We start from the raw sequence: 23,002 nt of genomic DNA, 5'->3' as shown, positions 1-23,002 counted from the left end.
TTATAGAGAAGACCGTGGCGTCATCGGGATACGAATCCGAATGGCAGCCCACGGTCTTTTGTTTAATTATTTGGATATAATTGATTAAAAATACGTAAAACTTGTATATATTGAATAAAAATTAGAAAAGATGTATACTGGCTAAAAAACATAAGCAAGAAAGGGTGCAAAAGAAATGAAATCCGTTTTTAAAGGTCGCAGTTTTTTAGCAGAAAAAGATTTTACCAGAGATGAATTGCAGTATCTGATCGATTTTTCATTACATGTAAAAGAATTAAAGCAAAAGAATATCCCGCATCGTTATTTGGAAGGAAAAAATGTCGCTCTTTTGTTTGAAAAAAATTCTACTCGGACGCGAGCTGCCTTTACCGTTGCTGCCGTTGATCTAGGAGCGCATCCGGAATTTTTAGGAGCAAACGATATCCAGATGGGATCAAAAGAATCTGTTGAGGACTCTGCAAAAGTATTTGGTCGGATGTTTGATGGGATCGAATATCGAGGATTTAGCCAAAGAATCGTTGAAGACTTGGCGAAATATTCTGGTGTACCTGTCTGGAATGGATTGTCTGACATGTGGCACCCGACACAGATGATTGCAGACTTTATGACGATTCAAGAAAATTTTGGCAGTCTTGAAGGTCTGACGATCGCTTACTGCGGCGATGGAAGAAATAACGTTGCGCAATCCTTACTTGTGACTAGCGGGATTCTCGGTGTTGCTATTCGAATCATAGCACCAAAAGAATTACAGCCGGAACAGCAAGTCATCGAGCTGGCAGAGCAATTTGCCCAAGCATCACAAGCCGAAATTTTGATTACAGATGATGTGGCAGCTGTAGCAGGAGCAGACGTCGTTTATACCGATGTATGGGTTTCAATGGGAGAAGAAGCAAAATTTGAAGAACGAATCGACTTGCTGATGCCTTACCAAGTAAATGCCGAATTAATGAAAAAAACCAATAATGAACAAGCCATTTTCCTCCATTGTTTACCAGCTTTTCATGATACACAAACCAAATATGGGGCCAAAATCGCTGCTGATTTTGGCTTGAAGGAGATGGAAGTGACGAATGACGTTTTTCACAGCAAGCAAGCGCGCCAGTTCGATCAAGCAGAAAATCGCCTTCACTCTATCAAAGCCATTATGGCTGTCACCCTAGGAGATCTTTTTATTCCAAAGGTTTAACTAGCGAAATCCATGCAAAGGCGAAAAACCGGCTAGCCAAACCGATTATTTTTTGTTATACTTTCTGGGAACAAAATAGTAGATAATCGATGAGCAAGAAGAGTAGCTTTTGTTTTTCAGCGAGTTCGGGAAGGTGTGAGCCGAACAATCAAGAAAGTGAAGCGCACTTGTGAGATTTTGCCTAGCAAACGGAATTCTGCCGTTATCAGAAATAAGTAGGTCTTTTAAGAATCATTCCTTAAAGGACAAATAGAGTGGTACCGCGGGAAATCTCGTCTCTAGTGCATGTGATGCACTAGAGGCTTTTTTTAGTTGTTCCGCATGTACATTCGCTGGGCATTGCTTTCGTATCGAAACAAATGGAGGGAAAGAAAATGAATAATAAACAAATCGTTGCACAAGCTATTTATGCCGCTGTCAAAGAAGATTTGACTTTAGAACAAGTCAGTCAATTGTTAGAAAATCCTAAAACTGCTGAACACGGAGACGTTGCTTTTCCTGCCTTTGCTTTAGCCAAAGTCTATCGCAAAGCACCGCAACAGATCGCTAGCGAGCTGGCGGAAAAAATTGATCCAGCTTCTTTTGAAAAAATCGAAGTCGTGGGTCCATACTTGAACTTTTTTATGAATAAAGAAGTGATCAGCGAACACGTCTTACAAACCGTCTTGAAGGAAAAAAATCATTATGGAGATCAATCAATTGGCAATCAGCAGGCGGTTCCGATTGATATGTCTTCACCAAACATTGCGAAACCAATCTCCATGGGCCATTTGCGTTCGACGGTGATCGGTAATTCGATTGGCTTTATTCTTGAAAAAATCGGTTATCAGCCAATTCGGATCAATCATTTAGGAGACTGGGGAACTCAATTTGGGAAATTGATCGTCGCCTATAAAAAATGGGGTTCTGAAGAAGCAGTTAAAAAAGAACCAATCAATGAACTCTTGCGTTTATATGTTGAATTCCATGAACAAGCAGAAAATGATAAAGCGTTGGAAGATGAAGCTCGGGCATGGTTCAAGAAGCTAGAAGACGGTGATCAAGAAGCAACCGAATTATGGCAATGGTTCCGCGATGAGTCATTGCAAGAGTTCAACAAAATCTATGACATGCTGGAAGTAAGTTTTGATTCATTGAATGGGGAAGCCTTCTACAATGATAAAATGACGGAAGTCGTTGAACTTTTGGAAGAAAAACATTTATTACAAGAAGATCAAGGCGCAGAAATCGTTGATTTGACTGCCTATGATCTCAATCCAGCGTTGATCCGCAAATCTGACGGCGCAACATTATATATCACTCGGGATATGGCGGCAGCATTGTACCGCAAACGGACTTATAACTTTGCTAAGTCTCTGTATGTTGTCGGTAACGAACAAAGCTATCATTTTAAGCAATTGAAAGCAGTTCTTAAAGAAATGGGCTTCGATTGGTCAGATGATATGCACCACATCCCATTTGGTTTGATCACCAAAGATGGTAAGAAGCTGTCTACTCGTAAAGGAAAAATCGTTTTATTAGAAGAAGTATTGAATGAAGCCATCGAATCTGCGAAAGAACAAATCACAGAAAAAAATCCAGGCTTAGCCAACAAAGATGAAGTGGCAAAACAAGTGGGTGTCGGTGCGGTCGTCTTTCATGATTTAAAAAATGATCGCCTGAACAACTTCGATTTCACATTGGAAGAAGTCGTTCGTTTTGAAGGAGAAACCGGACCTTACGTCCAATATTCTCATGCACGGGCGATGAGCATTTTAGAAAAAGCACAATTTGATCCTGCCAATGCGCAAGCTCTTGCTTTGAATGATGCAGAGAGCTGGGAAGTGATCAAGTTGATCCAACGCTACCCAGAAACTATCTTACAGGCTGCAGATAAATATGAGCCATCAGTGATTGCTAAACATGCGATCAAATTAGCGCAAGCCTTCAATAAATACTATGCAAATGTCAAGATTTTAGCAGAAGATGCGCAAAAAGATGCTCGATTGGCATTGGTTTACGCTGTAACAGTCTTGTTAAAAGAAGATTTGCGTCTGTTAGGATTACATGCACCTGATAAAATGTAAATAAAAAAAAGATACCAACGGCAGCCTATATGCTTGCCGCTGGTATCTTTTTTTCGATTCTTTAGAGAATAGCATGGGACTTGATATATTCAGTCAGCTTGATGGCATCTTCATTTGTACGGGAAATAACGGCTACTGTATCAAAGCCGGCGAGAGAACAAACTTTCTCAGGCATCGAAACTTCATCTAAAGCCGCTGCCAATAAAGGTGCATTGTCAGGGATCGTATTGATTAGCGTCATAAATTGAACACGATCCACTTTGGTGACGACATCTTCCAGCATGTGAATCAGCCGTTGTTCTTCCGCTTTTTCATTTTCTTGAGTATTCATTCCTTGAAAGAGAACAAATTTTGTTTGTCCAGTCTCATCAGGCTGTTTGACAATTTTTAGATCACGGATATCGCGGGAGATCGTTGCCTGCGTAGCGGTTACTCCTTGTGCTTCGAGCAACTGCAACAGTTCTTCTTGAGTTCCCACACTATGTTCTGCAATAATCTGTTTGATCAATAAATGCCGGTCGGATTTACGCATAAATAGACTCCTTTAATTGAATTCTTCAGCATTATCATAGCAGAAAAAGGATTAAAAACCTAGGCTTTAGTCAGACTGAACACCCGTTGTTTGTAAGAAAAAAATGTAAAAGTAAACAGCTAGGTTTATGAGGAAAAGCAGTTGCAATTCTTTAGTAGCTACTGTATACTGTTTAAGGCGTGAGTTTTTTGACTCCGCAAATCCACATCTTGTTCCATCTGCGAAGCGGTGCTGATAATCAGTTCTTCGAAGAGCTAAAGAGCAAGAGAGGAAATCAAAAACCAAATTGGAGGAAACACATCATGGCAGTAATCTCAATGAAACAATTGCTAGAAGCCGGCGTACACTTTGGACACCAAACACGTCGCTGGAACCCAAAAATGAAGAAATATATCTTCACAGAAAGAAACGGTATCTACATCATCGACTTACAAAAAACTGTTAAGTTAGTAGATGCAGCATACGACTACATGAAAAACGTTGCTGAAGAAGGCGGAGTTGCTTTGTTCGTAGGAACAAAAAAACAAGCCCAAGAAGCAATCAAAGAAGAAGCAATCCGTTCAGGTCAATACTACGTAAACCATCGTTGGTTAGGTGGAACATTGACGAACTGGGAAACTATCCAAAAACGTGTTGCTCGCTTGAAACAAATCAACAAAATGGAAGAAGATGGCACATTTGATGTCCTTCCTAAAAAAGAAGTCGTTGGTTTGAACAAAGAACGCGAACGTCTTGAAAAATTCTTAGGCGGTATCGCTGATATGCCAAGAATTCCAGATGTAATGTACGTTGTTGACCCACGCAAAGAACGCATTGCGATCCAAGAAGCACGTAAATTAAATATCCCAATCGTAGCGATGGTTGATACAAACTGTGATCCAGATGAGATCGACGTAGTTATCCCATCAAACGACGATGCGATTCGTGCCGTTAAATTGATCACTGCTAAAATGGCAGATGCATTTATCGAAGGCAACCAAGGCGAAGACCAAGTAGTTGAAGAAGATTTTTCTGCTGAATCAACAGAAAATGCTACTTCAATCGAAGAAATCGTTGATGTTGTCGAAGGCGACAATGTATCAGCTGAATAAGAAATGATGGAGCTGTTTCAAAGGCTAGGCGCCAAGCCTCACTCTCCTTTGAAACAGCTTTTTTAAAAGGCAAGTTCAGGCTTGTTAAATGACATTTAGGAGGAAAACAAAAAATGGCAGAAGTAACAGCTAAATTAGTAAAAGAATTGCGCGACATGACTGGTGTAGGTATGATGGATGCAAAACGTGCCTTAGTTGAAGTCGAAGGAGATATCGAAAAAGCCGTTGATCTATTACGTGAAAAAGGAATGGCTAAAGCTGCAAAGAAAAATGATCGGATTGCTGCTGAAGGATTGGCATCTGTTGCTATCAACGGGAATGCTGCTGCAATCGTTGAAGTAAACTCTGAAACAGACTTCGTTTCTAAAAACGAAATGTTCCAAGATTTAGTTAAAGAAATCGCAGAAGTAATCGCTGCAAACAAACCTGCTGACATGGAAGCTGCTTTGCAGTTGGAAACATCAAAAGGTAAAATGGAAGCAGCATTGATCGAAGCAACTCAAGTTATCGGTGAAAAAATCAGCTTCCGTCGTTTTGAAGTTGTTGAAAAAGATGACAACTCTGCTTTCGGTGGCTACTTGCACATGGGCGGACGTATCGCTGTCTTGACTGTTCTTGAAGGAACAACAGACGAATCAGTTGCAAAAGATGTCGCTATGCACGTTGCTGCAATCAATCCTCGCTATGTGAATGAATCTCAAATCTCACAAGAAGAATTGGATCACGAAAAACAAGTTTTGACTGAACAAGCATTGAACGAAGGCAAACCAGCCAACATCGTTGAAAAAATGGTTGAAGGCCGTTTGAAAAAATTCAAAGCAGAAATCGCTTTGGTTGACCAACCATTCGTTAAAGATCCTGACATGACTGTTGAAAAATTTGTTGCTTCAAAAGGCGCAACAGTGAAATCATTTGTTCGTTTTGAAGTCGGCGAAGGTATCGAAAAACGCGAAGATAACTTTGTAGAAGAAGTTATGAGCCAAGTCAAAAAATAATTCTGTTCCTCGAACAGATGGGAACGCATGGAAGTGCGCTCCCTTTTTTTAAGCAAAAACCGATTTTCAAAAAAATTGCACAAATTCAAACAGAATGGCGCCAATATGCTACAATAGTATTGGAGAATGTACGGAGGAATCATCATGGGTAAACCAAAATATCAACGTGTTGTGTTAAAATTGAGCGGCGAAGCATTGGCAGGGGATGAAGGATTTGGTATCAAACCGCCAACGATCCAAGAAATCGTCAAAGAGATCAAAGAAGTCCATGAACTTGGTGTTGAAATGGCGATCGTAGTAGGCGGCGGTAACATTTGGCGTGGTCAGATCGGTGCACAAATGGGCATGGAACGAGCGCAAGCAGACTATATGGGAATGTTGGCAACTGTCATGAATGCATTGGCGTTGCAAGACACTCTTGAGAACGCTGGCGTACCGACTCGCGTCCAAACATCGATCGAAATGCGCCAAATCGCAGAACCTTATATTCGCCGTCGGGCAGAACGTCATCTAGAAAAAGGGCGTGTAGTGATCTTTGCTGGCGGCACAGGGAATCCTTATTTCTCAACAGATACTACGGCTGCCTTAAGAGCAGCTGAAATCAATGCAGATGTGATCTTGATGGCAAAAAATAACGTCGATGGTGTCTACTCAGCAGATCCAAAAATCGATCAAAGTGCAGTGAAGTTTGAAGAGCTTACGCATCTAGAAGTGATTTCGAAAGGATTGCAAGTCATGGATTCCACTGCAAGCTCATTAAGCATGGATAATGATATTCCGTTAGTTGTCTTTAATTTAAATGAACAAGGAAATATTCGCCGTGCAATCTTAGGAGAACATATTGGAACGACAGTAAGGGGGAAATAGAATGGCTGACAAAATTTTAACAGAAGCAAAAGATAAAATGAAAAAAGCAGCAGAAAACTTGCAGCGCGAGTTAGGACAAATTCGTGCTGGCCGTGCGAACGCAAGTATTTTAGACCGTGTGATGGTAACCTACTATGGTGTTCCAACACCACTAAATCAAATGGCATCAATCACGATTCCTGAAGCGCGTATTTTGATGATTACGCCTTTCGACAAAACAATGATCCAAGAAGTCGAAAAAGCGATCATGCAAAGCGACATCGGTATCACACCTGCTAACGATGGTACAGTAATCCGTTTAGTCATTCCGCAATTGACGGAAGAGCGCCGGAAAGAATTGGCAAAAGATGTGAAAAAAGAAGCGGAGAATGCGAAAATTGCTGTCCGTAATATCCGTCGTGATGCGATGGATGCTTACAAGAAGCAAGAAAAATCTGGCGATATCACGGTCGATGATTTAAGAGAATCAGAAAAAGAAGTTCAAACATTGACAGACAACAGTATTAAAGAAATCGATCAGATCGCAGCTGAAAAAGAACAAGAATTATTAGAAGTATAAGAAGCAGGGGCGCACAAGCGCCCTTTTTTTATTCCTAACAAAGAGAAAATGTTTTTGTTTTTCTTTAATATAGATTTCTTTTTTTACTTTTCATAGGCAAGAAATATGATTATTGTTATAATGAAAAAGATGAATTTTACGAAATGGAAGAGGAGCGAATCATATGTTGCGTTTTTTTCCACAAAAAGACAAATATGTTAAGGAAGAAACTGAATACGAACTTGATCCGGCATTACCTGTGCCTCAGCATATCGCGATCATTATGGACGGAAATGGCCGCTGGGCTCAGAATCGGCGTCTACCACGGGTGGCAGGGCACAAAGAAGGGATGGAGACAGTGAAGACGATCACGACCCATGCCTCGCGGCTTGGAGTCAAAGTCTTGACATTGTACGCATTCTCAACGGAAAATTGGAAACGACCAAATGAAGAAGTCGATTACTTGATGCAATTGCCAGTTGATTTTTTTGACACGTTTGTACCAGAGCTGATCAAAGAAAATGTGAAGGTCCATGTGATGGGCTTTACTGAATATTTGCCTGCTCACACTCAAGATGCTGTCAATCGTGCCATCGAACAGACCAAGGAGAATACAGGAATGGTCCTGAATTTCGCTTTGAACTATGGCAGTCGCGCTGAAATGCTGCAGGCGATCCAAAAGCTGTATGAAGAACTAGACCACACACAGGAGACGGTAGAAATCACCGAAGAAATGATGGACCAGCATCTCATGACTGGCTTCTTGCCTGCTGCACTTCGCGATCCTGAATTGGTGATTCGAACGAGTGGTGAAGAACGGATCAGTAATTTTCTTCTTTGGCAAATTGCTTATAGCGAGCTCTTTTTCACTAAAGCATTATGGCCTGACTTTGATGCCCAATTGTTAGAAGCTGCCATCGGCAGTTTTCAACAGCGAAATCGGCGCTTTGGCGGGTTGAACAAGAAGGAGGACAAAAAGTGAAACAACGTGTGATCACCGCAGTGGTGGCATTAGCATTTTTTTTACCAGTTATTTATGTCGGTGGAATAGCCATCGAGTTGACGGCAGCTTTACTTGCCGGAATTGGTGTGTTTGAATTATTTCGGATGAAAGGATTAGCGGTTCTCAGTTTTGAAGGGGTGTTATCGATTCTTGGGGCTGTGATCTTAGTCTTACCTAAAGATCCTTGGTTTGCTTTCTTACCAGCAAATACAGATAAAAGTGCTTTGTTTTATCTGATTGTCTTGTTGTTGCTAGGAATCGCTGTCGTTTCCAAAAATATGTACACCATTGATGAAGCAGGTTTCCCCGTTTTAGTCAGTCTGTATGTGGGTGTCGGCTTTGAACGTTTCTTGACGGCTAGATTAGTACCAAACGGATTAGTTGTGCTGATTTTTGGCTTGTTTATTGTTTGGGCGACAGATATTGGTGCTTATATGGTTGGCCGTCGATTCGGCGCACATAAGCTATGGCCGGAGATCTCACCGAACAAGACCATTGAAGGGGCATTGGGCGGAATTGTTTCGGCAGTCGTTGTGGCAGCTCTTTATTTGTTGGCATTCCCAGGCAACGATTACTTTGGCCATGGAAGTCTGATCATGATCGTATTGACGATTATTTTTTCGATTGCTGGTCAGTTTGGTGACCTTGTCGAATCAGCTATCAAGCGACACTACGGAGTAAAAGATTCAGGCAATATTTTGCCTGGCCACGGCGGGATTCTTGATCGTTTTGATAGTATGCTGTTTGTTTTTCCAATCATGTACTTATTAGGTGTTTTCTAAAGCAATCATTTAGTTAGTCTAGATAAACGAGCAATAATCACTTGCTTGACTAGATAAGTGCTAGGTCATTAATTTGTTTGATCAGCTCCGCAGAAAGAAGACAATTTTTAACCTCATTTTAACCTTATTTCAACCTCTAAATGAAGCCTGTTTTCACGGGACCAGACATTTAGAGGTTTTTTAGTTCTCGACTACTTGGCGGTCGAAGATTTTTTGACGGACCACTGTGAAGAATGCGAGGGTAAGGAAAAAAGAACACTCTTCCTGTTAAGGAATGTGTTGTGAGAAAGAGCCACAGTCTTTTTATGCGTGTTAGAGCTTGGTTCTTTAAATTCTTGTTACAATAACGCCGGAAGTTCCTCATTAGGTGTGGGTGTGATAAAATAAAGAAAGGTTTCCCCTTTAGCAAGAGGGAACAGTGAAAGCGAGGAAACAGAATGAAAACGATTCTTGTGTTTATTATCATATTTTCTGTTGTGGTCGTAATCCACGAATTTGGACACTACTTCTTTGCCAAACGTGCAGGGATTTTAGTTCGGGAATTTGCCATTGGAATGGGTCCAAAGCTTTTTGCCCATCAAGGAAAAGATGGAACGACTTACACGATTCGAATGTTACCATTAGGTGGCTATGTTCAAATGGCAGGCTGGGGCGAAGATGAGACAGAGCTGACACCAGGTATGCCGATCTCACTTGTGCAAGACAAGGATGGAAAAGTCATCAAGATCAATACTAGCAAAAAGGTGCAGTTGCCTCATGCGATTCCGATGGAAGTGGTAGACTTTGATCTCGAAGAAAAGTTGACGATTGCAGGGTACATCAATGGAAATGAACAAGAAAAAGTCGCTTATGCGGTCGATCATGATGCAACCATTATTCATGAAGACGGTGTTGAAGTAAGGATTGCACCGAAAGATGTTCAATTTCAGTCAGCGAAACTTTGGCAGCGAATGTTGACCAATTTTGCTGGACCGATGAATAACTTCATCTTAGCTTTTGTTTTATTCACAGGGTTAGTGTTTGCACAGGGTGGTGTACAAGATGTGAATACGACCAGCATCTCTGGTATCCAAAATGGTTCACCAGCCGCTGAGGCAGGCTTGAAAGATGGCGATGAGATCTTAGCAGTCAATGGCAAGACAGTATCCAACTGGCAGGAATTGAGCAGTGAGATCCAAAATTATCCTGACACGAAGATCCCCCTTGAAGTGAAGCGGGGAAGTGATACATTAACGATTGAAGCAACGCCAGAAGGGAAATCTGCTGAAGGAGAAAAAGTAGGATTTATGGGAATCAGTCCTGGCTTGAAAACAAGTCTTGGTGACAAGCTATTAGGTGGCTTGAAATTGACCTTCAACAATGCTTTACTGATTTTCCGAGCTGTCGGTAATTTGATCGTACAACCAGATCTGGACAAATTAGGTGGTCCGGTGGCCATTTTCCAATTGTCCTCACAAGCAGCCTCACAAGGGGTAGCCTCTGTCGTCATGATGATGGCGGCGATCTCCATCAACTTAGGAATCTTCAATTTGTTGCCTATTCCAGGATTGGATGGCGGCAAACTCGTTTTGAACATTCTTGAAGGTGTCCGAGGTAAACCGATCAGTCAAGAAAAAGAAGGAATCATCACGTTAATTGGGTTTGGTTTTTTGATGTTGCTGATGGTGTTAGTGACTTGGAATGATATTCAGCGCTTTTTCTTTTGATTAGAGGAAGCAGCTGATATGGGCCAAGCAGGGTGTATGGGTATAGCAAAGTGTTTGCAGCAAAGGAGAAAAAAATGAAGCAGTCGAAACTGTTTATTCCGACATTGCGGGAAATACCAAGTGATGCGGAAACATTGAGTCATCAACTTTTAGTTAGAGCCGGTTATATTCGGCAAGTGGCAGCAGGCATCTACATGTATTTGCCTTTAGCCCAGCGGGTGTTGGAGAAAATCAAAAAATTGATGCGGGAAGAATTAGCCAAAATTGATGCAGTAGAAATGACGATGCCAGTTTTATTGCCCTTGGAACTATGGCAAAGTACTGGGCGAGATGGGCTTTATGGGCGCTCACTGTATCAGTTAACAGATCGAAACGAGCGGGAGTATGTCTTGGGGCCAACCCATGAAGAGCCTTTTACGGAATTGATCAAAAGTGAGATCTCTTCCTACAAACGTCTGCCGATCAGTTTGTATCAGATTCAGTCAAAATACCGAGACGAACAACGTCCGCGCTTCGGTTTGATTCGCAGTCGCGAATTCATCATGCAAGACGGCTACTCATTTCATGCCGATGAGTCAAGTTTAGATACGACTTATCGACGGTATGAAGCAGCCTATCACGCGATTTTGCAACGTTGTGGGCTGGAGTATCGTGCAGTGATTGGTGATAACGGTCTGATGGGAGGGCATGATTCCAAAGAATTCATGGCACTGTCGCAGATTGGTGAAGAACTAATTTGCTACTCAACGGAAAGCGACTACGTGGCGAATTGGAAAATGGCCACAAGTTTGTATGTATCAAAGAAATCTCACGAAACCTTTCTTGAGCGCGCAGAGTTGCAGGTTGATCCATCTTATTCTCTGGAAGAAGTAGCTGCAGCTTGTGAGAGTGACTTGACTAAGATCGTTCAGTCCTTTCTTTTGTTTGCTGATGGAGAACCGGTCATGATTCTTCTACGTGGCGATCATCAATTGAACGAAGCAAAAGTCAAAAATTTTCTAGAAGCCGATCAATTGAAAATAGCTACACCAGAAGAATTACGTTGTCATCTGCAAACTGAAGCAATCAGTCCCATTGCGCTGCCGGAAAATGTCCGCTTATATGCTGATCAGCATGTACAAGATTTAGCAAATGTGATCGTCTTTGGGAATGAACCGGGCCATTACTATCAAAACGCAAATGTAGGACGAGATTTTTCCCCATTGGCATTTGCTGATTTTCGATTGGTGCAAGAAGGTGATCCTTCTCCAGATGGCAAAGGGGTCCTAACTTTCACACGAGGAATCGAAGTTGGCCACATTTTCAAGCTAGGAACCAAATACAGTGAAAGACTTGGTGCGACAGTTGTCGATGAGAACGGTCAGGAGACGCCAGTCATGATGGGGTGTTATGGCATCGGTGTATCTCGTCTTCTATCAACAATCGTTGAACAGCACGGCAATGAAGAGGGAATCGATTGGCCGAAAGAGATTGCACCCTATGATATCCATATTATTCAAACCACAATGGAAGACTCGTATCAAACTGCTTTGTGCGAGGAAGTAGAGCAAGCGATGCTTGCTGTCGGTTATGAAGTTTTAGTAGATGATCGCAACGAACGTGCTGGTGTCAAATTTGCGGATGCGGATTTGATAGGCTGTCCGATTCGATTGACCATTGGCAACAAAGCGACAGAAGGGATTGTCGAAATAAAAATCAAACACACAAATGCAACCGTTGAAGTTCGTAAAGAGGAAGTGGCTACGACATTAACGATCTTGTTGACTGCATCTGAATGATCCGTGACAAAAATCGAGGAAGGGGGAGCCCTTTCTCGATTTTTTAATGAAAGACAAAAGAAAAAGAGGTATACTAATTAATACTGAGAAAAAGGAGGATGGTCAATTGTCAAAAGAAAGAGAGACCTTTGAGATCTTATTAGAGCAAATCAATGCTGGTCCTAATTTACGCCAACATCCTTTGATACAGACCGCTCAAATCAAACAAGTCGTGGTCCATCGCCAGTCAAAAGCTTGGACATTTTACTTGCAGTTTGATACATTGCTACCCGTTATGGTGTATCAATCGTTCAAACAACATTTGGAACTGGCCTTTAAGGAAATCGCTGCGGTGCGAATGATCATTGAAGCCAAGGATAATGCCTTCGATCAACAACTGATCCAAGAGTACTGGCCATTAGCACTCGCAAATCAAAACTGTGATCGTCCACTAGTACAGCAAGTCATTAAGAATCAGCTACCGGTAGTGAATGAGAAAAAAGTGATCCTGCCTGTTACCAATGAAGCGGTAATCGCGATTTTGCAGCAACAATATTTACCAATCATTGAAGAAAACTATCAAACATTTGGTTTTCAAAAATTTCGTATCATTCCTGAAATGGATGCCGAACAAGCAGAAGAAGCTTTAAAAGAATTGGAAGCTCGTAAAGAAGAACAGACTGCTGCTTTCCAATTACAGGCTGCTGAGAACTTGATCGCCCATGAACAGCGGAAAAAAGAAGTGAAAGCTGTTGAATTTGACGGTCCGATTGCATTGGGAAGGAATATTCCAGCCGATGAACCCGTTACCCCAATGATTAATATCATTGAGGAAGAACGCCGTGTGACGATCCAAGGATATGTCTTTGATAAAGAAGTTCGGGAATTACGTTCAAAGCGGAAGATCTTGATTCTGAAAATCACGGATTATACGTCATCTTTCAGTGTCAAAAAGTTCTCCAATAATGAAAAAGATGAACAAATCTTTGAGGCAATCGCCAAAGGCAGCTGGGTAAAAGTTCGCGGAAGCGTGCAGGAAGATACCTTTATGCGAGATCTTGTTATGAATGCTCAAGACTTGATTGAGGTAAAACACGAGATTCGGAAAGACTATGCACCTGAAGGAGAAAAACGGGTGGAACTCCATCTTCATTCAAATATGAGTACGATGGATGCCACGAATAATATCAGTGATTTAGTTGCACAAGCTGGAAAATGGGGACATAAGGCGATCGCTATTACGGACCATGGTGGCGCGCAAGCTTTCCCAGATGCCCATCATGCGGGTGAAAAAGCTGGCGTTAAGATTTTATATGGGGTTGAAGCCAATATCGTTGATGATGGCGTTGCAGTAGCTTATAACCCTAAACCAGTTCCTTTGACGGATGCCACGTATATTGTGTTTGACGTGGAAACGACGGGGCTATCTGCCGTTTATGATACAATTATCGAATTAGCGGCTGTCCGCATGCATAAAGGCAATGTGGAAGGCTCATTTGATGAATTCATTGATCCAGGACACCCATTGTCTCGCACCACCGTAGAGCTTACAGGGATCACGGATGAAATGGTTCGCGGTTCTAAATCAGAAGAAGAAGTATTGCGACTCTTTAGAGAGTTTTCTGAAGGAGCAATCTTGGTTGCCCACAATGCTTCTTTCGATATGGGCTTTTTAAATACGAGTTATCGAAAATATGGGATTCCAGAAGCCGAAAATCCAGTTATTGATACATTAGAACTGGCACGTTACTTATATCCTGAGTTCAAACGTTTTGGTCTAGGCGTCTTATCTAAAAAATTCGGCGTCAGCTTAGAACAGCATCACCGAGCGATCTATGATGCGGAAGCCACGGGCCATTTAGCTTGGATCTTTGTCAAAGAAGCGATGGAAAAGCATGGCATGCTGCTGCATGAAGACTTGAACCGCCATGTGGGAGGAGAGAACTCCTTCAAAGCGGCGCGACCATTCCATGCGACGATCTTGGCGAAGACGCAAGCCGGATTAAAAAATTTATTTAAATTGATCTCGATGTCGAACGTGAAATATTTCCATGACAAAGTCCCAAGAATTCCTCGCTCGGAATTGGTGAAGCTGCGGGAAGGATTACTTGTAGGAACCGCCTGTGACAAGGGAGAAGTCTTTGTCGCCATGATGCAAAAAGGGGTGGATGCTGCCCGTAAATTAGCAGAGTTCTACGATTATATTGAAGTCATGCCCAAAGAAGTTTACGCTCATTTGATTGAGACCGAACTTGTTAAGAATGAATCAGACCTAGAAGACATTATTCGCAATCTGATCGAGATTGGCAACGAATTAGGCAAAGTGGTGGTAGCTACAGGGAATGTACATTATTTGAATGAAGAAGATGCGATCTATCGTAAGATTTTGATCAATTCAATGGGGGGAGCCAATCCTCTGAATCGCCATAGTCTCCCAGCTGTTCACTTTCGGACGACAGATGAGATGCTGACCGCTTTTCAATTTTTAGGCCCAGATATAGCCAAAGAAATCGTCGTGACGAACCCCAACAAAATTGCGGATATGTGTGAAAAGGTCATTCCAGTTAAGGATGATTTGTATACGCCAAAAATCCCAGGTTCCGAACAAGAAATCACAGATCTAAGCTACAATCGTGCCAAAGAATTATATGGGGATCCTTTGCCTGAGATCGTTGAAAAGCGATTGAAAAAAGAATTAGATTCCATTATCGGAAATGGCTTCTCCGTGATTTACCTGATCTCCCAAAAACTGGTACACAAGAGCAATGAAGATGGCTACTTGGTGGGCTCGCGGGGATCTGTCGGTTCCAGTTTTGTCGCAACGATGACGGGGATCACTGAAGTGAATCCATTAGCCCCTCATTATTATTGCCCAGACTGTCAGTACTCGGAGTTTTATGAGGACGGGTCTTATGGCTCCGGCTATGATATGCCAGAAAAAAAATGTCCGAAATGCGGCACCCGACTAAACAAAGACGGTCATGACATTCCGTTTGAAACCTTCTTAGGTTTCCATGGAGATAAAGTCCCCGATATCGATTTGAACTTCTCTGGGGAATACCAGCCCGAAGCGCACAATTATACGAAGGTTCTTTTCGGAGAAGATTATGTTTACCGTGCAGGAACGATCGGTACGGTAGCAGACAAAACCGCATTCGGTTTTGTAAAAGGGTTTGAGCGGGATCACAATCTTCATTATCGTGCAGCAGAAGTGGACCGGTTGGCCAAAGGGGCTACCGGAGTGAAGCGTACCACCGGACAGCATCCAGGGGGGATCATTGTAATCCCCGATTATATGGATGTCTATGATTTCACACCGATTCAATACCCAGCCGATGATATGAATTCTGAATGGAAGACGACACACTTTGATTTCCACTCGATCCATGACAATATTTTGAAACTGGATATTTTAGGACATGATGATCCGACAGTGATTCGGATGTTACAGGACTTATCTGGAATTGATCCAAAAACGATCCCTACCGATGATCCAGAAGTTATGCGTATTTTTGGCGGAACGGATGTTTTAGGTGTAACAGAAGAGCAAATTTATTCTAAAACTGGTACTTTAGGTATTCCTGAATTTGGGACCCGTTTCGTACGGGGGATGTTGGAACAGACCCATCCGTCCACCTTCGCAGAGTTGTTGCAGATTTCAGGACTTTCCCACGGAACGGATGTTTGGCTAGGAAATGCCGAGGAACTGATTCGGCGCGGTGATGCCAACTTGGCAGAAGTCATTGGTTGTCGGGATGACATCATGGTCTATCTGATTCATGCAGGATTAGATGACGGTATGGCTTTCAAAATCATGGAGACGGTTCGTAAAGGACAATGGAACAAGATCCCGGATGATTTGCGAGATACGTATCTGCAAGCGATGCGGGAAAATAATGTCCCTGAATGGTATATCGATTCTTGTTCTAAGATCAAGTATATGTTCCCAAAAGCCCATGCGGCAGCCTATGTATTGATGGCATTGCGGGTCGCTTACTTCAAAGTATATTTCCCAATTCTGTATTACTGTGCCTATTTCTCTGTTCGTGCGGACGACTTTGATTTGATCGCCATGTCAAAAGGCAAAGAAGCGGTAAAAGAGCGGATGCAAGAAATCAATGACAAAGGCATGGATGCATCGACAAAAGAAAAAAACTTGCTGACTGTTTTAGAATTGGCCAATGAAATGTTGGAAAGAGGCTATGAATTTGGCATGATCGATTTATATAAATCAGATGCTGAGAATTTTGTGATCGATGGCAACAAGCTGATCGCACCATTTCGAGCTGTACCAAGTTTAGGTCTAAACGTAGCCAAACAAATCTGTGAGGCCCGGAAAGATGGTCCGTTCTTGTCCAAAGAAGATCTGGCCAACCGAGGAAAAGTTTCCAAAACATTAATCGAATATATGACAGACAATGGTGTCTTGAAAGATTTACCGGATGAAAATCAATTGTCGTTGTTTGATATGCTATAAGGAAGAAATTTATTATCAACTATAAAAACGATTCGCAGGCACTATCTTTCTCAGAAATGATAGGTCCTCGAATCGTTTTTTTTGTTTTTATACATCGACACTTTTGCTGCATGTCATAATAAAACCATCAACAATAATGGAATGTAAATCATATAAATCAAAACGGAGTAGCCTAATGAAGAAGCAGCAAACTCTTCATCTCCATGGTAATTTCTAACCAGGATCGGCACAGAATTTTGAACAGGCATCGATGCTTGGATGATAAAGACTTGCAGCATCAATGAAGGAACCTGTATCCATTGACCAATCAGCCACACGATCAATGGAGAGAGGAGAAAACGACCTGCGAGGACACCGGCAAGATCCTTGGTCATACGTAAATTCTTGATACCACTATAGTAAACGATGATCCCAATGATGAACATGGATAGAGGCGTGGTCAACTCAGAAAGATAGCCTCCTAGGCCTGCAATAAATTTCGGTAAAGGAAAATCGAAGAGCATCCAGATCAATCCAATAATAAACCCAATCAATGCAGGAGAGAAGATTTTTTTCAACACAACTAAAGGGTGAAAGGAGACTTTTGCTTCTTCGAAACTAGGGCTGTCTCGAGCGATTTCATAGATCCCAACCGTCCAAAACAAACTAGTGTTGACAATATAATAAAGCAAGACATAAGGAACAGCCTTTTCGCCAAAAATAGCCAGGTTGATCGGTAATCCAATAAAAATTGTATTGGAAAAAGTAAACATGGTGGAGAAGGATCCATGATGAGTGGGAGCTACTTGAAAGAAACGCTGCCAAAGTTTACTGATCCCATAAGTAATGACAATGGATAATAATGGAATAATCATTCCAGAAAACAGTGAAAGGAATTCATCGCGGGTAAAATTCTTGATGATATTCAAAAACATACTTGCCGGCAGTGAGAGATTCAAAACAAGTTTTGAAAAGGTATCTGCTGTACGATTTGAGAACCATTGCTTAAAAGACAACCAGTAGCCAATAAACATCAAACTAAAAATCACAAAAATATTGCTATATGCTTGGAACATGAACTCACCTCTCTTTCACTATAGCGAATCTTGATTCCATAATCAATTCAATCAGAAAAGAATACCCCAAAAAAGCAATCAAAAAAACTATGACCGAGAAGAGTCGGTCATAGTTCTAAATTTATTTTCGTTGTTGTTTGCCGGCATTACGGCCTTTTGCATTTTTATGATTCAAGTTTTTTGGCGTTGTAGGCTGCGTCTGCTGCGTAGGAGTGACATCTTTCCGAGGCGTCACGACCGTTTTAGGCGGATTGGCTTTCATTTCTGCTTCAACTTGCGCACGAATCTTAGGTTTCATGATGACATTTGTAATAAAGGTTTGCAGGCAGCTGAAGACCCCGCCGACAACCCAGTACAACGTTACACCAGCAGGTGCACTTAATGACATGAAGACAATCATCAATGGCGAAACGATCAACATTGTTTTCATCGTTTTTTTCTGTTCTTCTGGGATTCCAATGGTTGAAATATATCCTTGTATGAGATACGAAATACCAGCAATGGCTACAAATAGGAAACTTGGTTGTCCTAAGGAAATCCCAAAGAATTCCGAATTTTGAATCCCTTGTGTGTAACGAGCAGTAAAATACAAAGCTGAAAATATTGGCATCTGAATCAGCAGCGGCAAGCAACCGATTCCGCCAAACATGCTGACATTATTTTCAGAATAAATTTTTTGCATGTCTGCTTGTGCTTGCATTTGTTCTTCACGAGTGGTCGCTTTTTTCAAGTTGGCTTGTGCGATATCTACCTGCGGTTTCAAGAACTGCATTTTTTCACTTTGGATCATCGTTTTCTTCGATTGATGGATCCCAAGCGGTAAGATAATAAGGCGTACAACGATTGTCACAGCGATAATTGCCCAACCATAAGACCAATCGAAGTTTTCTACCAGCATGGTGATCAAATTACCTAATGGTTTCACTAAGAAACGATAGATCATGCCGTTTTCATTCGGTGTTCCATCAGAGTTTGTGCTGACACATCCGGATAAAGTCAGTAAAAGTCCTAACAATCCAGACGAGAGCAGCCATTTATTCATTTTTGACATTCTTTTCTTCCTCTTCACTATAAATTTAGACAAAAATAACTATACTAAAAAAGACCGACTATTTCAATGTACAAAAGGAAATTCATTGAAAAATCAATCTTTCGTCGTAGATTTAGTAACCATATTCAACATCAAAACTTGTTCTTTCCTTGATAGAAGGATCTTCTTGGATCTTTGTACTTGTCACTTTACCAGAAGGAGACGGTGAATCTTTGACTGCTTCAACAAAAGCGTCTACCTGTTTCTCTTCGCCGATAGCTTCGATCGTTACTGAACCATCAGATTCATTTTTGACGGATCCTTGGATCCCCATCCGGTCCGCTAACAATTTTGTCGTGTAACGAAAACCGACTCCTTGGACTCGGCCTTGAACTTGAATGCGTATTTTTTTCATCAAATCACCCCTCGTTTCAGTCAACCTCTATGGTATATGATAGCGTTTTTCTAACGAAAGAACAAGTTTCATCCTTTGACTCATGCTATAATGAGGCGAGGTGAACAGGATGAGGGAAATTCTTTCAAAAAAAAATACATTGATCAAAGAGGTTAAAAAACTCGCACAAAAAAAATACCGCAATCAAACCAATACGTATATAATCGACGGTTGGCATTTGGTACAAGAAGCCATTGCAGCATCGGCACCGATCAATTATCTATTTGTTACTGATAAAGGAATCCAAGAAACCGGCAATCAGTTAAAAGACTATCAAGACAAAGTATTTCGTATCTCCGATGAAGTAGCTGCTTTTCTATCAGATTTACCGACACCCCAAGGGATCTTTGCAGTGATCGAAAAAGAGACGGTTCAAGAAACGATTCATGGAAATTGGCTGATTTTAGATAATGTCCAGGATCCAGGGAATGTTGGGACCATGATTCGTACAGCCGATGCTGCGGGTTTTGCTGGGGTCTTTTTAGGAACAGGCACAGCTGATCGTTACAGCACAAAAGTCTTGCGTAGTATGCAAGGCAGCAACTTTCATTTACCGATCCTTGAAGGGGATGTGCCAGCATTCATCCAAAAATTAAAAGTCCAAGGGACTGCTATTTACGGGACTGAGTTGAATAAAGAGGCGGTTTCTTATACGGAGTTATCTAAGAAAGGAACAGCTGCGTTTATCTTAGGGAACGAAGGACAAGGCGTCCATCCAGATATTTTAGCGTTGACCGATCAAAATGTCTATATTCCTATCTATGGGCAAGCAGAATCACTGAATGTAGCTATTGCTGCCGGTATTTTGATGTACTTTTTTGTCAGTTAGACTTTTTTAAGGAACTGTTAAACTCAAAGCAACTCTTTGGATTCTCCTAGAATTCTGTCTGAGCAGATGCTATACTTCTATTTGTAAGAAATAAGCAGTATCAAAAAGGTGGCAGGCATAAATCTATGACAGAAAAATGGCAAGAAGATAGCGAGTATATGTCTTATGTAGCAGATTTGTTAGAGACAGAAGCTGTAAAAAAATTAGCCAATTATGTTCAACATATGAGTTCCACACGTTTAGAACATTCGATCAGCGTTTCTTATTACAGTTATAAATTGGCAAAAAAATGGGGCGGCAATGCTCGTGCAACAGCTCGGGCTGGATTATTGCATGACCTTTTCTATTATGATTGGCGTACAACCAAATTCGATGAAGGAACACATGCCTATATGCATCCGCGAATTGCCGTTAAAAACGCAGAGAAAATTACTGAATTAAGTGATCTCGAGCGGGACATTATTTTGAAACATATGTGGGGAGCAACCATTGCACCACCCCGATATAAAGAAAGTTATATCGTAACCATGGTGGATAAATATTGTGCGGTGAAGGAAGCATCAGAACCAATGACTCAAGCCATGAAAGCAAAATGGCAACAACGGTTTTGGCATAAACAACGACCAACACATCTCTAATAAAACAGGCAAGCGCCTAGAATCTGTAGTGATTTATCAGATTCCAGGCGCTTTTTTTGTATGGTGGTGAAACAATTGGATCGTGGTGCTCATGATTCCATTCAAAGGGCATACTTACGCTAGTTTCCAAAGAAAAATTCGAGAATAGTCATCAAAAAGATGATAATTGCAATTCCGCCTATAGCTAACGCATGTCTTTTTTTGTGCATGAACAAAATGGCGATATATTCTCGTAAAAAAGCATTTGGCAAGTAATAGAAGGCTGTGTGTGAGCCAATCCCATCTGCTTTGACATGCGCTTGGTCGGCGTACATCCCTGCCCGGAAAATATGATAGTTATTGGAAGCAAAGATTGCGTGATATCCTTCTGGACGTAACGAATCCATGATTTCTTTGGAGAATTTCATATTTTCGTAAGTCGTTGTCGAATTGGCTTCCACTAAGATTTCACTTTCAGGGATTCCTTGAGAAACGGCATATTCTTTCATGGCCACTGCTTCAGGAATTTTTTCGTCGCTGCCTTGACCACCGGACATCAAAAGACGAGGGGCTGTTTTCTTCGCACGAAATTGAAGATGATAAAATGCGATGGCTTTATCGATCCGTTGGGCTAATAATGGAGAAACTTTCTCGCCATTAAGGAGACCTGCCCCTAAAACTATAATGAAGTCCTGGTCATAGCGGGGATGATTGAATTGATAAATAACCGAGATCGACAAAAAATTAAGAAAAACCACAAAAAAATAAAGCAGCGATGCCGGAAAAATTGTAAATAAAACACTGACCCAACTTGGTAAGGCATGTAAAAAGGAATCCGATACCAACAAGATCGTTAAAACGATAGCTAAAACCAATGTCAATAGGTTGGCCAATGAGTGGGATTCTCGGCGTAAAACGACGATTGAATTCCAATAGAGGAAAATAATCAATCCATACAAACCAAAAAGAAAAACGAATAGAAAGCCAACTAATGCAACAGCTAAAATCCCGCCGACTAAAATATCTTCTGTCCGATAAAGATTAACGAGCAAATAAATCCCAAAGGTCAAGATGAAGACATTAAAAAGCAAACCATTCACTAAACGATGCTTGTTTTTAAAATAGGAATATAAAAATAATCCGGCCAAACTAAGCGGGGCTAAGATAAAAAAACTGCCAGTACGTAATTCCGAAATGGACAAATAGGCCAATAAAGCGGCAATCGTCCAACAACACTCGAAGAAAAAGATATCTGGGTCATCTTTTTTCTTGCGGTACCAAAAAACAAAAATCGCTCCTAAGATATAAGCGATACTGAAAAGCCCAATTTGTGTAAAATCCATTCTTTTCACTCCTTTAAATCTAAGAACAGTATACCTAATTTTCGAAGAAAAAGCTTGCAGATGTGGTCAAAGTTGCTGAATTTTCTTGAATTCGCTACAATGGATAGAGAAGAAAGAAGGAGGCACAAGCATGGAATTAGGTGAAGTGATCCGAGTAACACTCCCAGCGTTTTATGTTGTCGGAAAAGAAGGGAAAGGTCTTGCTGAAGAAGGCCCTTCATGGGTACCGGCACTATGGGATCTTGCAACGAAAGATTTTGAAGAAATCGAGTTTTTGCTAGCCGATCAAGAAGCGGAAGATCTGCAGTTCTGGGGATTGATGAGTGACGGAGAGAACTGGCTGGAACCATGGCAAGAGACAGGACGTTACCTTGCGGGTGTCCAAGTCACTACGGATAATTTTCCACCAGTAGATTGGGTCCGTTGGCAAATGCCAGAGATGGAATACATGGTCGTAAAAACAAATGAATCCAATCTAAACATGATGACAGAGAAGATGTTGAGAGAAGTTCTTCCAGAAAATAATGTTCAACTGGCAGCAGCTATTCAGGAACACTACCTGCCTAATTTTCAAGAAGGGGAAGTAGAACTGTATTTTCCTATTGAACCGATTGCGCCTGTTGTGACCAAAGAAGAGTTACTCTCTTAACAAAAAACTTCCAGTGTTTCAGTGA

At 41.4% G+C, this 23,002-nt stretch carries 19 protein-coding genes and 1 other annotated feature; of the genes, 14 read left to right on the top strand and 5 right to left on the bottom strand.

Annotated features, from left to right (window positions below):
* The first annotated feature begins 175 nt into the window (after positions 1-175).
* Both argF and argS read left to right on the top strand, forming a co-directional pair.
* Positions 176-1,186, top strand: a complete 1,011-nt coding sequence (gene argF, locus ACTFWY_RS01755; protein WP_242387638.1) for an ornithine carbamoyltransferase — start codon at positions 176-178, stop codon at positions 1,184-1,186.
* A gap of 80 nt (positions 1,187-1,266) precedes the next feature.
* Positions 1,267-1,469, top strand: a binding site (T-box leader).
* A 91-nt stretch (positions 1,470-1,560) separates the two neighbouring features.
* Positions 1,561-3,252 (top strand): arginine--tRNA ligase, encoded by a 1,692-nt coding sequence (argS, locus tag ACTFWY_RS01750; protein WP_003126865.1) that lies wholly within the window; start codon positions 1,561-1,563, stop codon positions 3,250-3,252.
* A gap of 61 nt (positions 3,253-3,313) precedes the next feature.
* On the opposite strand, the gene ACTFWY_RS01745 is transcribed toward argS, so the two are convergent.
* Positions 3,314-3,784 carry an arginine repressor gene (locus tag ACTFWY_RS01745; protein WP_003126866.1) on the bottom strand — a complete coding sequence of 157 codons (471 nt, stop codon included), beginning with the start codon at positions 3,782-3,784 and terminating at the stop codon, positions 3,314-3,316.
* A 302-nt stretch (positions 3,785-4,086) separates the two neighbouring features.
* Between ACTFWY_RS01745 and rpsB the strand changes: the two genes are divergently transcribed.
* The 9 genes from rpsB to ACTFWY_RS01700 all read left to right on the top strand — a co-directional run bounded on the left by rpsB (position 4,087) and on the right by ACTFWY_RS01700 (position 17,000).
* Positions 4,087-4,875, top strand: a complete 789-nt coding sequence (rpsB, locus tag ACTFWY_RS01740) for a 30S ribosomal protein S2 (RefSeq protein WP_003126867.1) — start codon at positions 4,087-4,089, stop codon at positions 4,873-4,875.
* Positions 4,876-4,988: 113 nt separating this feature from the next.
* Positions 4,989-5,870: a translation elongation factor Ts gene (tsf, locus tag ACTFWY_RS01735; protein WP_005472197.1), complete on the top strand. Its 882-nt coding sequence runs from the start codon at positions 4,989-4,991 to the stop codon at positions 5,868-5,870.
* A 144-nt stretch (positions 5,871-6,014) separates the two neighbouring features.
* Positions 6,015-6,737 carry a UMP kinase gene (pyrH, locus tag ACTFWY_RS01730; protein WP_003126869.1) on the top strand — a complete coding sequence of 241 codons (723 nt, stop codon included), beginning with the start codon at positions 6,015-6,017 and terminating at the stop codon, positions 6,735-6,737.
* Position 6,738: 1 nt separating this feature from the next.
* Complete coding sequence (gene frr / locus ACTFWY_RS01725) at positions 6,739-7,296, top strand: ribosome recycling factor (protein WP_003126870.1); 558 nt, start codon at positions 6,739-6,741, stop codon at positions 7,294-7,296.
* 163 nt (positions 7,297-7,459) lie between these two features.
* Positions 7,460-8,257 (top strand): isoprenyl transferase, encoded by a 798-nt coding sequence (locus ACTFWY_RS01720; RefSeq protein ID WP_003126871.1) that lies wholly within the window; start codon positions 7,460-7,462, stop codon positions 8,255-8,257.
* Positions 8,254-9,060: a phosphatidate cytidylyltransferase gene (locus ACTFWY_RS01715; protein WP_060814675.1), complete on the top strand. Its 807-nt coding sequence runs from the start codon at positions 8,254-8,256 to the stop codon at positions 9,058-9,060. Before ACTFWY_RS01720 ends, ACTFWY_RS01715 begins: the two co-directional genes overlap by 4 nt.
* 437 nt (positions 9,061-9,497) lie before the next feature.
* On the top strand, positions 9,498-10,766 hold the full coding sequence (rseP, locus tag ACTFWY_RS01710) for an RIP metalloprotease RseP (protein WP_081131699.1): 1,269 nt from the start codon (positions 9,498-9,500) through the stop codon (positions 10,764-10,766).
* A 74-nt stretch (positions 10,767-10,840) separates the two neighbouring features.
* Positions 10,841-12,544 carry a proline--tRNA ligase gene (locus ACTFWY_RS01705; RefSeq protein ID WP_311810716.1) on the top strand — a complete coding sequence of 568 codons (1,704 nt, stop codon included), beginning with the start codon at positions 10,841-10,843 and terminating at the stop codon, positions 12,542-12,544.
* 106 nt (positions 12,545-12,650) lie between these two features.
* Positions 12,651-17,000: a PolC-type DNA polymerase III gene (locus ACTFWY_RS01700; protein ID WP_308052452.1), complete on the top strand. Its 4,350-nt coding sequence runs from the start codon at positions 12,651-12,653 to the stop codon at positions 16,998-17,000.
* A 113-nt stretch (positions 17,001-17,113) separates the two neighbouring features.
* Here ACTFWY_RS01700 and ACTFWY_RS01695 read toward each other — a convergent pair whose 3' ends face one another.
* The 3 genes from ACTFWY_RS01695 to ACTFWY_RS01685 all read right to left on the bottom strand — a co-directional run bounded on the left by ACTFWY_RS01695 (position 17,114) and on the right by ACTFWY_RS01685 (position 19,500).
* Entirely contained in the window at positions 17,114-18,055 is a 942-nt protein-coding gene (locus tag ACTFWY_RS01695; RefSeq protein ID WP_003126877.1) for an AEC family transporter, read from the bottom strand.
* 121 nt (positions 18,056-18,176) lie between these two features.
* The gene (gene yidC, locus ACTFWY_RS01690) at positions 18,177-19,106 is read right to left on the bottom strand and encodes a membrane protein insertase YidC (RefSeq protein WP_005472205.1); all 930 of its coding nucleotides are present in this window, start codon (positions 19,104-19,106) and stop codon (positions 18,177-18,179) included.
* A 112-nt stretch (positions 19,107-19,218) separates the two neighbouring features.
* Positions 19,219-19,500, bottom strand: a complete 282-nt coding sequence (locus ACTFWY_RS01685; protein WP_005472207.1) for an acylphosphatase — start codon at positions 19,498-19,500, stop codon at positions 19,219-19,221.
* Between the two features lie 109 nt (positions 19,501-19,609).
* Here ACTFWY_RS01685 and ACTFWY_RS01680 point away from each other — a divergent pair, with 109 nt between their 5' ends.
* Together ACTFWY_RS01680 and ACTFWY_RS01675 are read left to right on the top strand one after the other, a co-directional pair.
* Positions 19,610-20,368: a TrmH family RNA methyltransferase gene (locus tag ACTFWY_RS01680; protein WP_242387636.1), complete on the top strand. Its 759-nt coding sequence runs from the start codon at positions 19,610-19,612 to the stop codon at positions 20,366-20,368.
* A 125-nt stretch (positions 20,369-20,493) separates the two neighbouring features.
* Positions 20,494-21,006, top strand: a complete 513-nt coding sequence (locus ACTFWY_RS01675) for an HD domain-containing protein (RefSeq protein ID WP_003126881.1) — start codon at positions 20,494-20,496, stop codon at positions 21,004-21,006.
* Positions 21,007-21,125: 119 nt separating this feature from the next.
* Here the strand turns inward: ACTFWY_RS01675 and ACTFWY_RS01670 are convergent, their stop codons facing one another.
* Positions 21,126-22,328 (bottom strand): YdcF family protein, encoded by a 1,203-nt coding sequence (locus ACTFWY_RS01670; protein WP_029487014.1) that lies wholly within the window; start codon positions 22,326-22,328, stop codon positions 21,126-21,128.
* A gap of 130 nt (positions 22,329-22,458) precedes the next feature.
* Between ACTFWY_RS01670 and ACTFWY_RS01665 the strand changes: the two genes are divergently transcribed.
* Positions 22,459-22,977, top strand: coding sequence for a GyrI-like domain-containing protein (locus tag ACTFWY_RS01665; RefSeq protein WP_103299887.1), 519 nt, complete (start codon positions 22,459-22,461; stop codon positions 22,975-22,977).
* Positions 22,978-23,002: the final 25 nt, after the last annotated feature.

The organism is Enterococcus sp. 125944 (assembly GCF_051909435.1).
Lineage (GTDB): Bacteria > Bacillota > Bacilli > Lactobacillales > Enterococcaceae > Enterococcus_D > Enterococcus_D gallinarum.
Note: the sequence above shows the minus strand (reverse complement) of the source record. Positions and strands in the feature narration are given on the sequence as shown.

Bases quoted from the DNA above. Each gene is read 5' to 3' on its own strand.
- tsf (WP_005472197.1), top strand. From the start codon at position 4,989: ATGGCAGAAGTAACAGCTAAATTAGTAAAAGAATTGCGCGACATGACT.
- yidC (WP_005472205.1), bottom strand. From the start codon at position 19,106: ATGTCAAAAATGAATAAATGGCTGCTCTCGTCTGGATTGTTAGGACTT.
- rpsB (WP_003126867.1), top strand. From the start codon at position 4,087: ATGGCAGTAATCTCAATGAAACAATTGCTAGAAGCCGGCGTACACTTT.
- ACTFWY_RS01680 (WP_242387636.1), top strand. From the start codon at position 19,610: ATGAGGGAAATTCTTTCAAAAAAAAATACATTGATCAAAGAGGTTAAA.
- ACTFWY_RS01665 (WP_103299887.1), top strand. From the start codon at position 22,459: ATGGAATTAGGTGAAGTGATCCGAGTAACACTCCCAGCGTTTTATGTT.
- ACTFWY_RS01705 (WP_311810716.1), top strand. From the start codon at position 10,841: ATGAAGCAGTCGAAACTGTTTATTCCGACATTGCGGGAAATACCAAGT.
- rseP (WP_081131699.1), top strand. From the start codon at position 9,498: ATGAAAACGATTCTTGTGTTTATTATCATATTTTCTGTTGTGGTCGTA.
- ACTFWY_RS01745 (WP_003126866.1), bottom strand. From the start codon at position 3,784: ATGCGTAAATCCGACCGGCATTTATTGATCAAACAGATTATTGCAGAA.
- ACTFWY_RS01685 (WP_005472207.1), bottom strand. From the start codon at position 19,500: ATGAAAAAAATACGCATTCAAGTTCAAGGCCGAGTCCAAGGAGTCGGT.
- frr (WP_003126870.1), top strand. From the start codon at position 6,739: ATGGCTGACAAAATTTTAACAGAAGCAAAAGATAAAATGAAAAAAGCA.
- ACTFWY_RS01670 (WP_029487014.1), bottom strand. From the start codon at position 22,328: ATGGATTTTACACAAATTGGGCTTTTCAGTATCGCTTATATCTTAGGA.
- ACTFWY_RS01720 (WP_003126871.1), top strand. From the start codon at position 7,460: ATGTTGCGTTTTTTTCCACAAAAAGACAAATATGTTAAGGAAGAAACT.
- ACTFWY_RS01675 (WP_003126881.1), top strand. From the start codon at position 20,494: ATGACAGAAAAATGGCAAGAAGATAGCGAGTATATGTCTTATGTAGCA.
- pyrH (WP_003126869.1), top strand. From the start codon at position 6,015: ATGGGTAAACCAAAATATCAACGTGTTGTGTTAAAATTGAGCGGCGAA.
- argS (WP_003126865.1), top strand. From the start codon at position 1,561: ATGAATAATAAACAAATCGTTGCACAAGCTATTTATGCCGCTGTCAAA.
- ACTFWY_RS01695 (WP_003126877.1), bottom strand. From the start codon at position 18,055: ATGTTCCAAGCATATAGCAATATTTTTGTGATTTTTAGTTTGATGTTT.
- argF (WP_242387638.1), top strand. From the start codon at position 176: ATGAAATCCGTTTTTAAAGGTCGCAGTTTTTTAGCAGAAAAAGATTTT.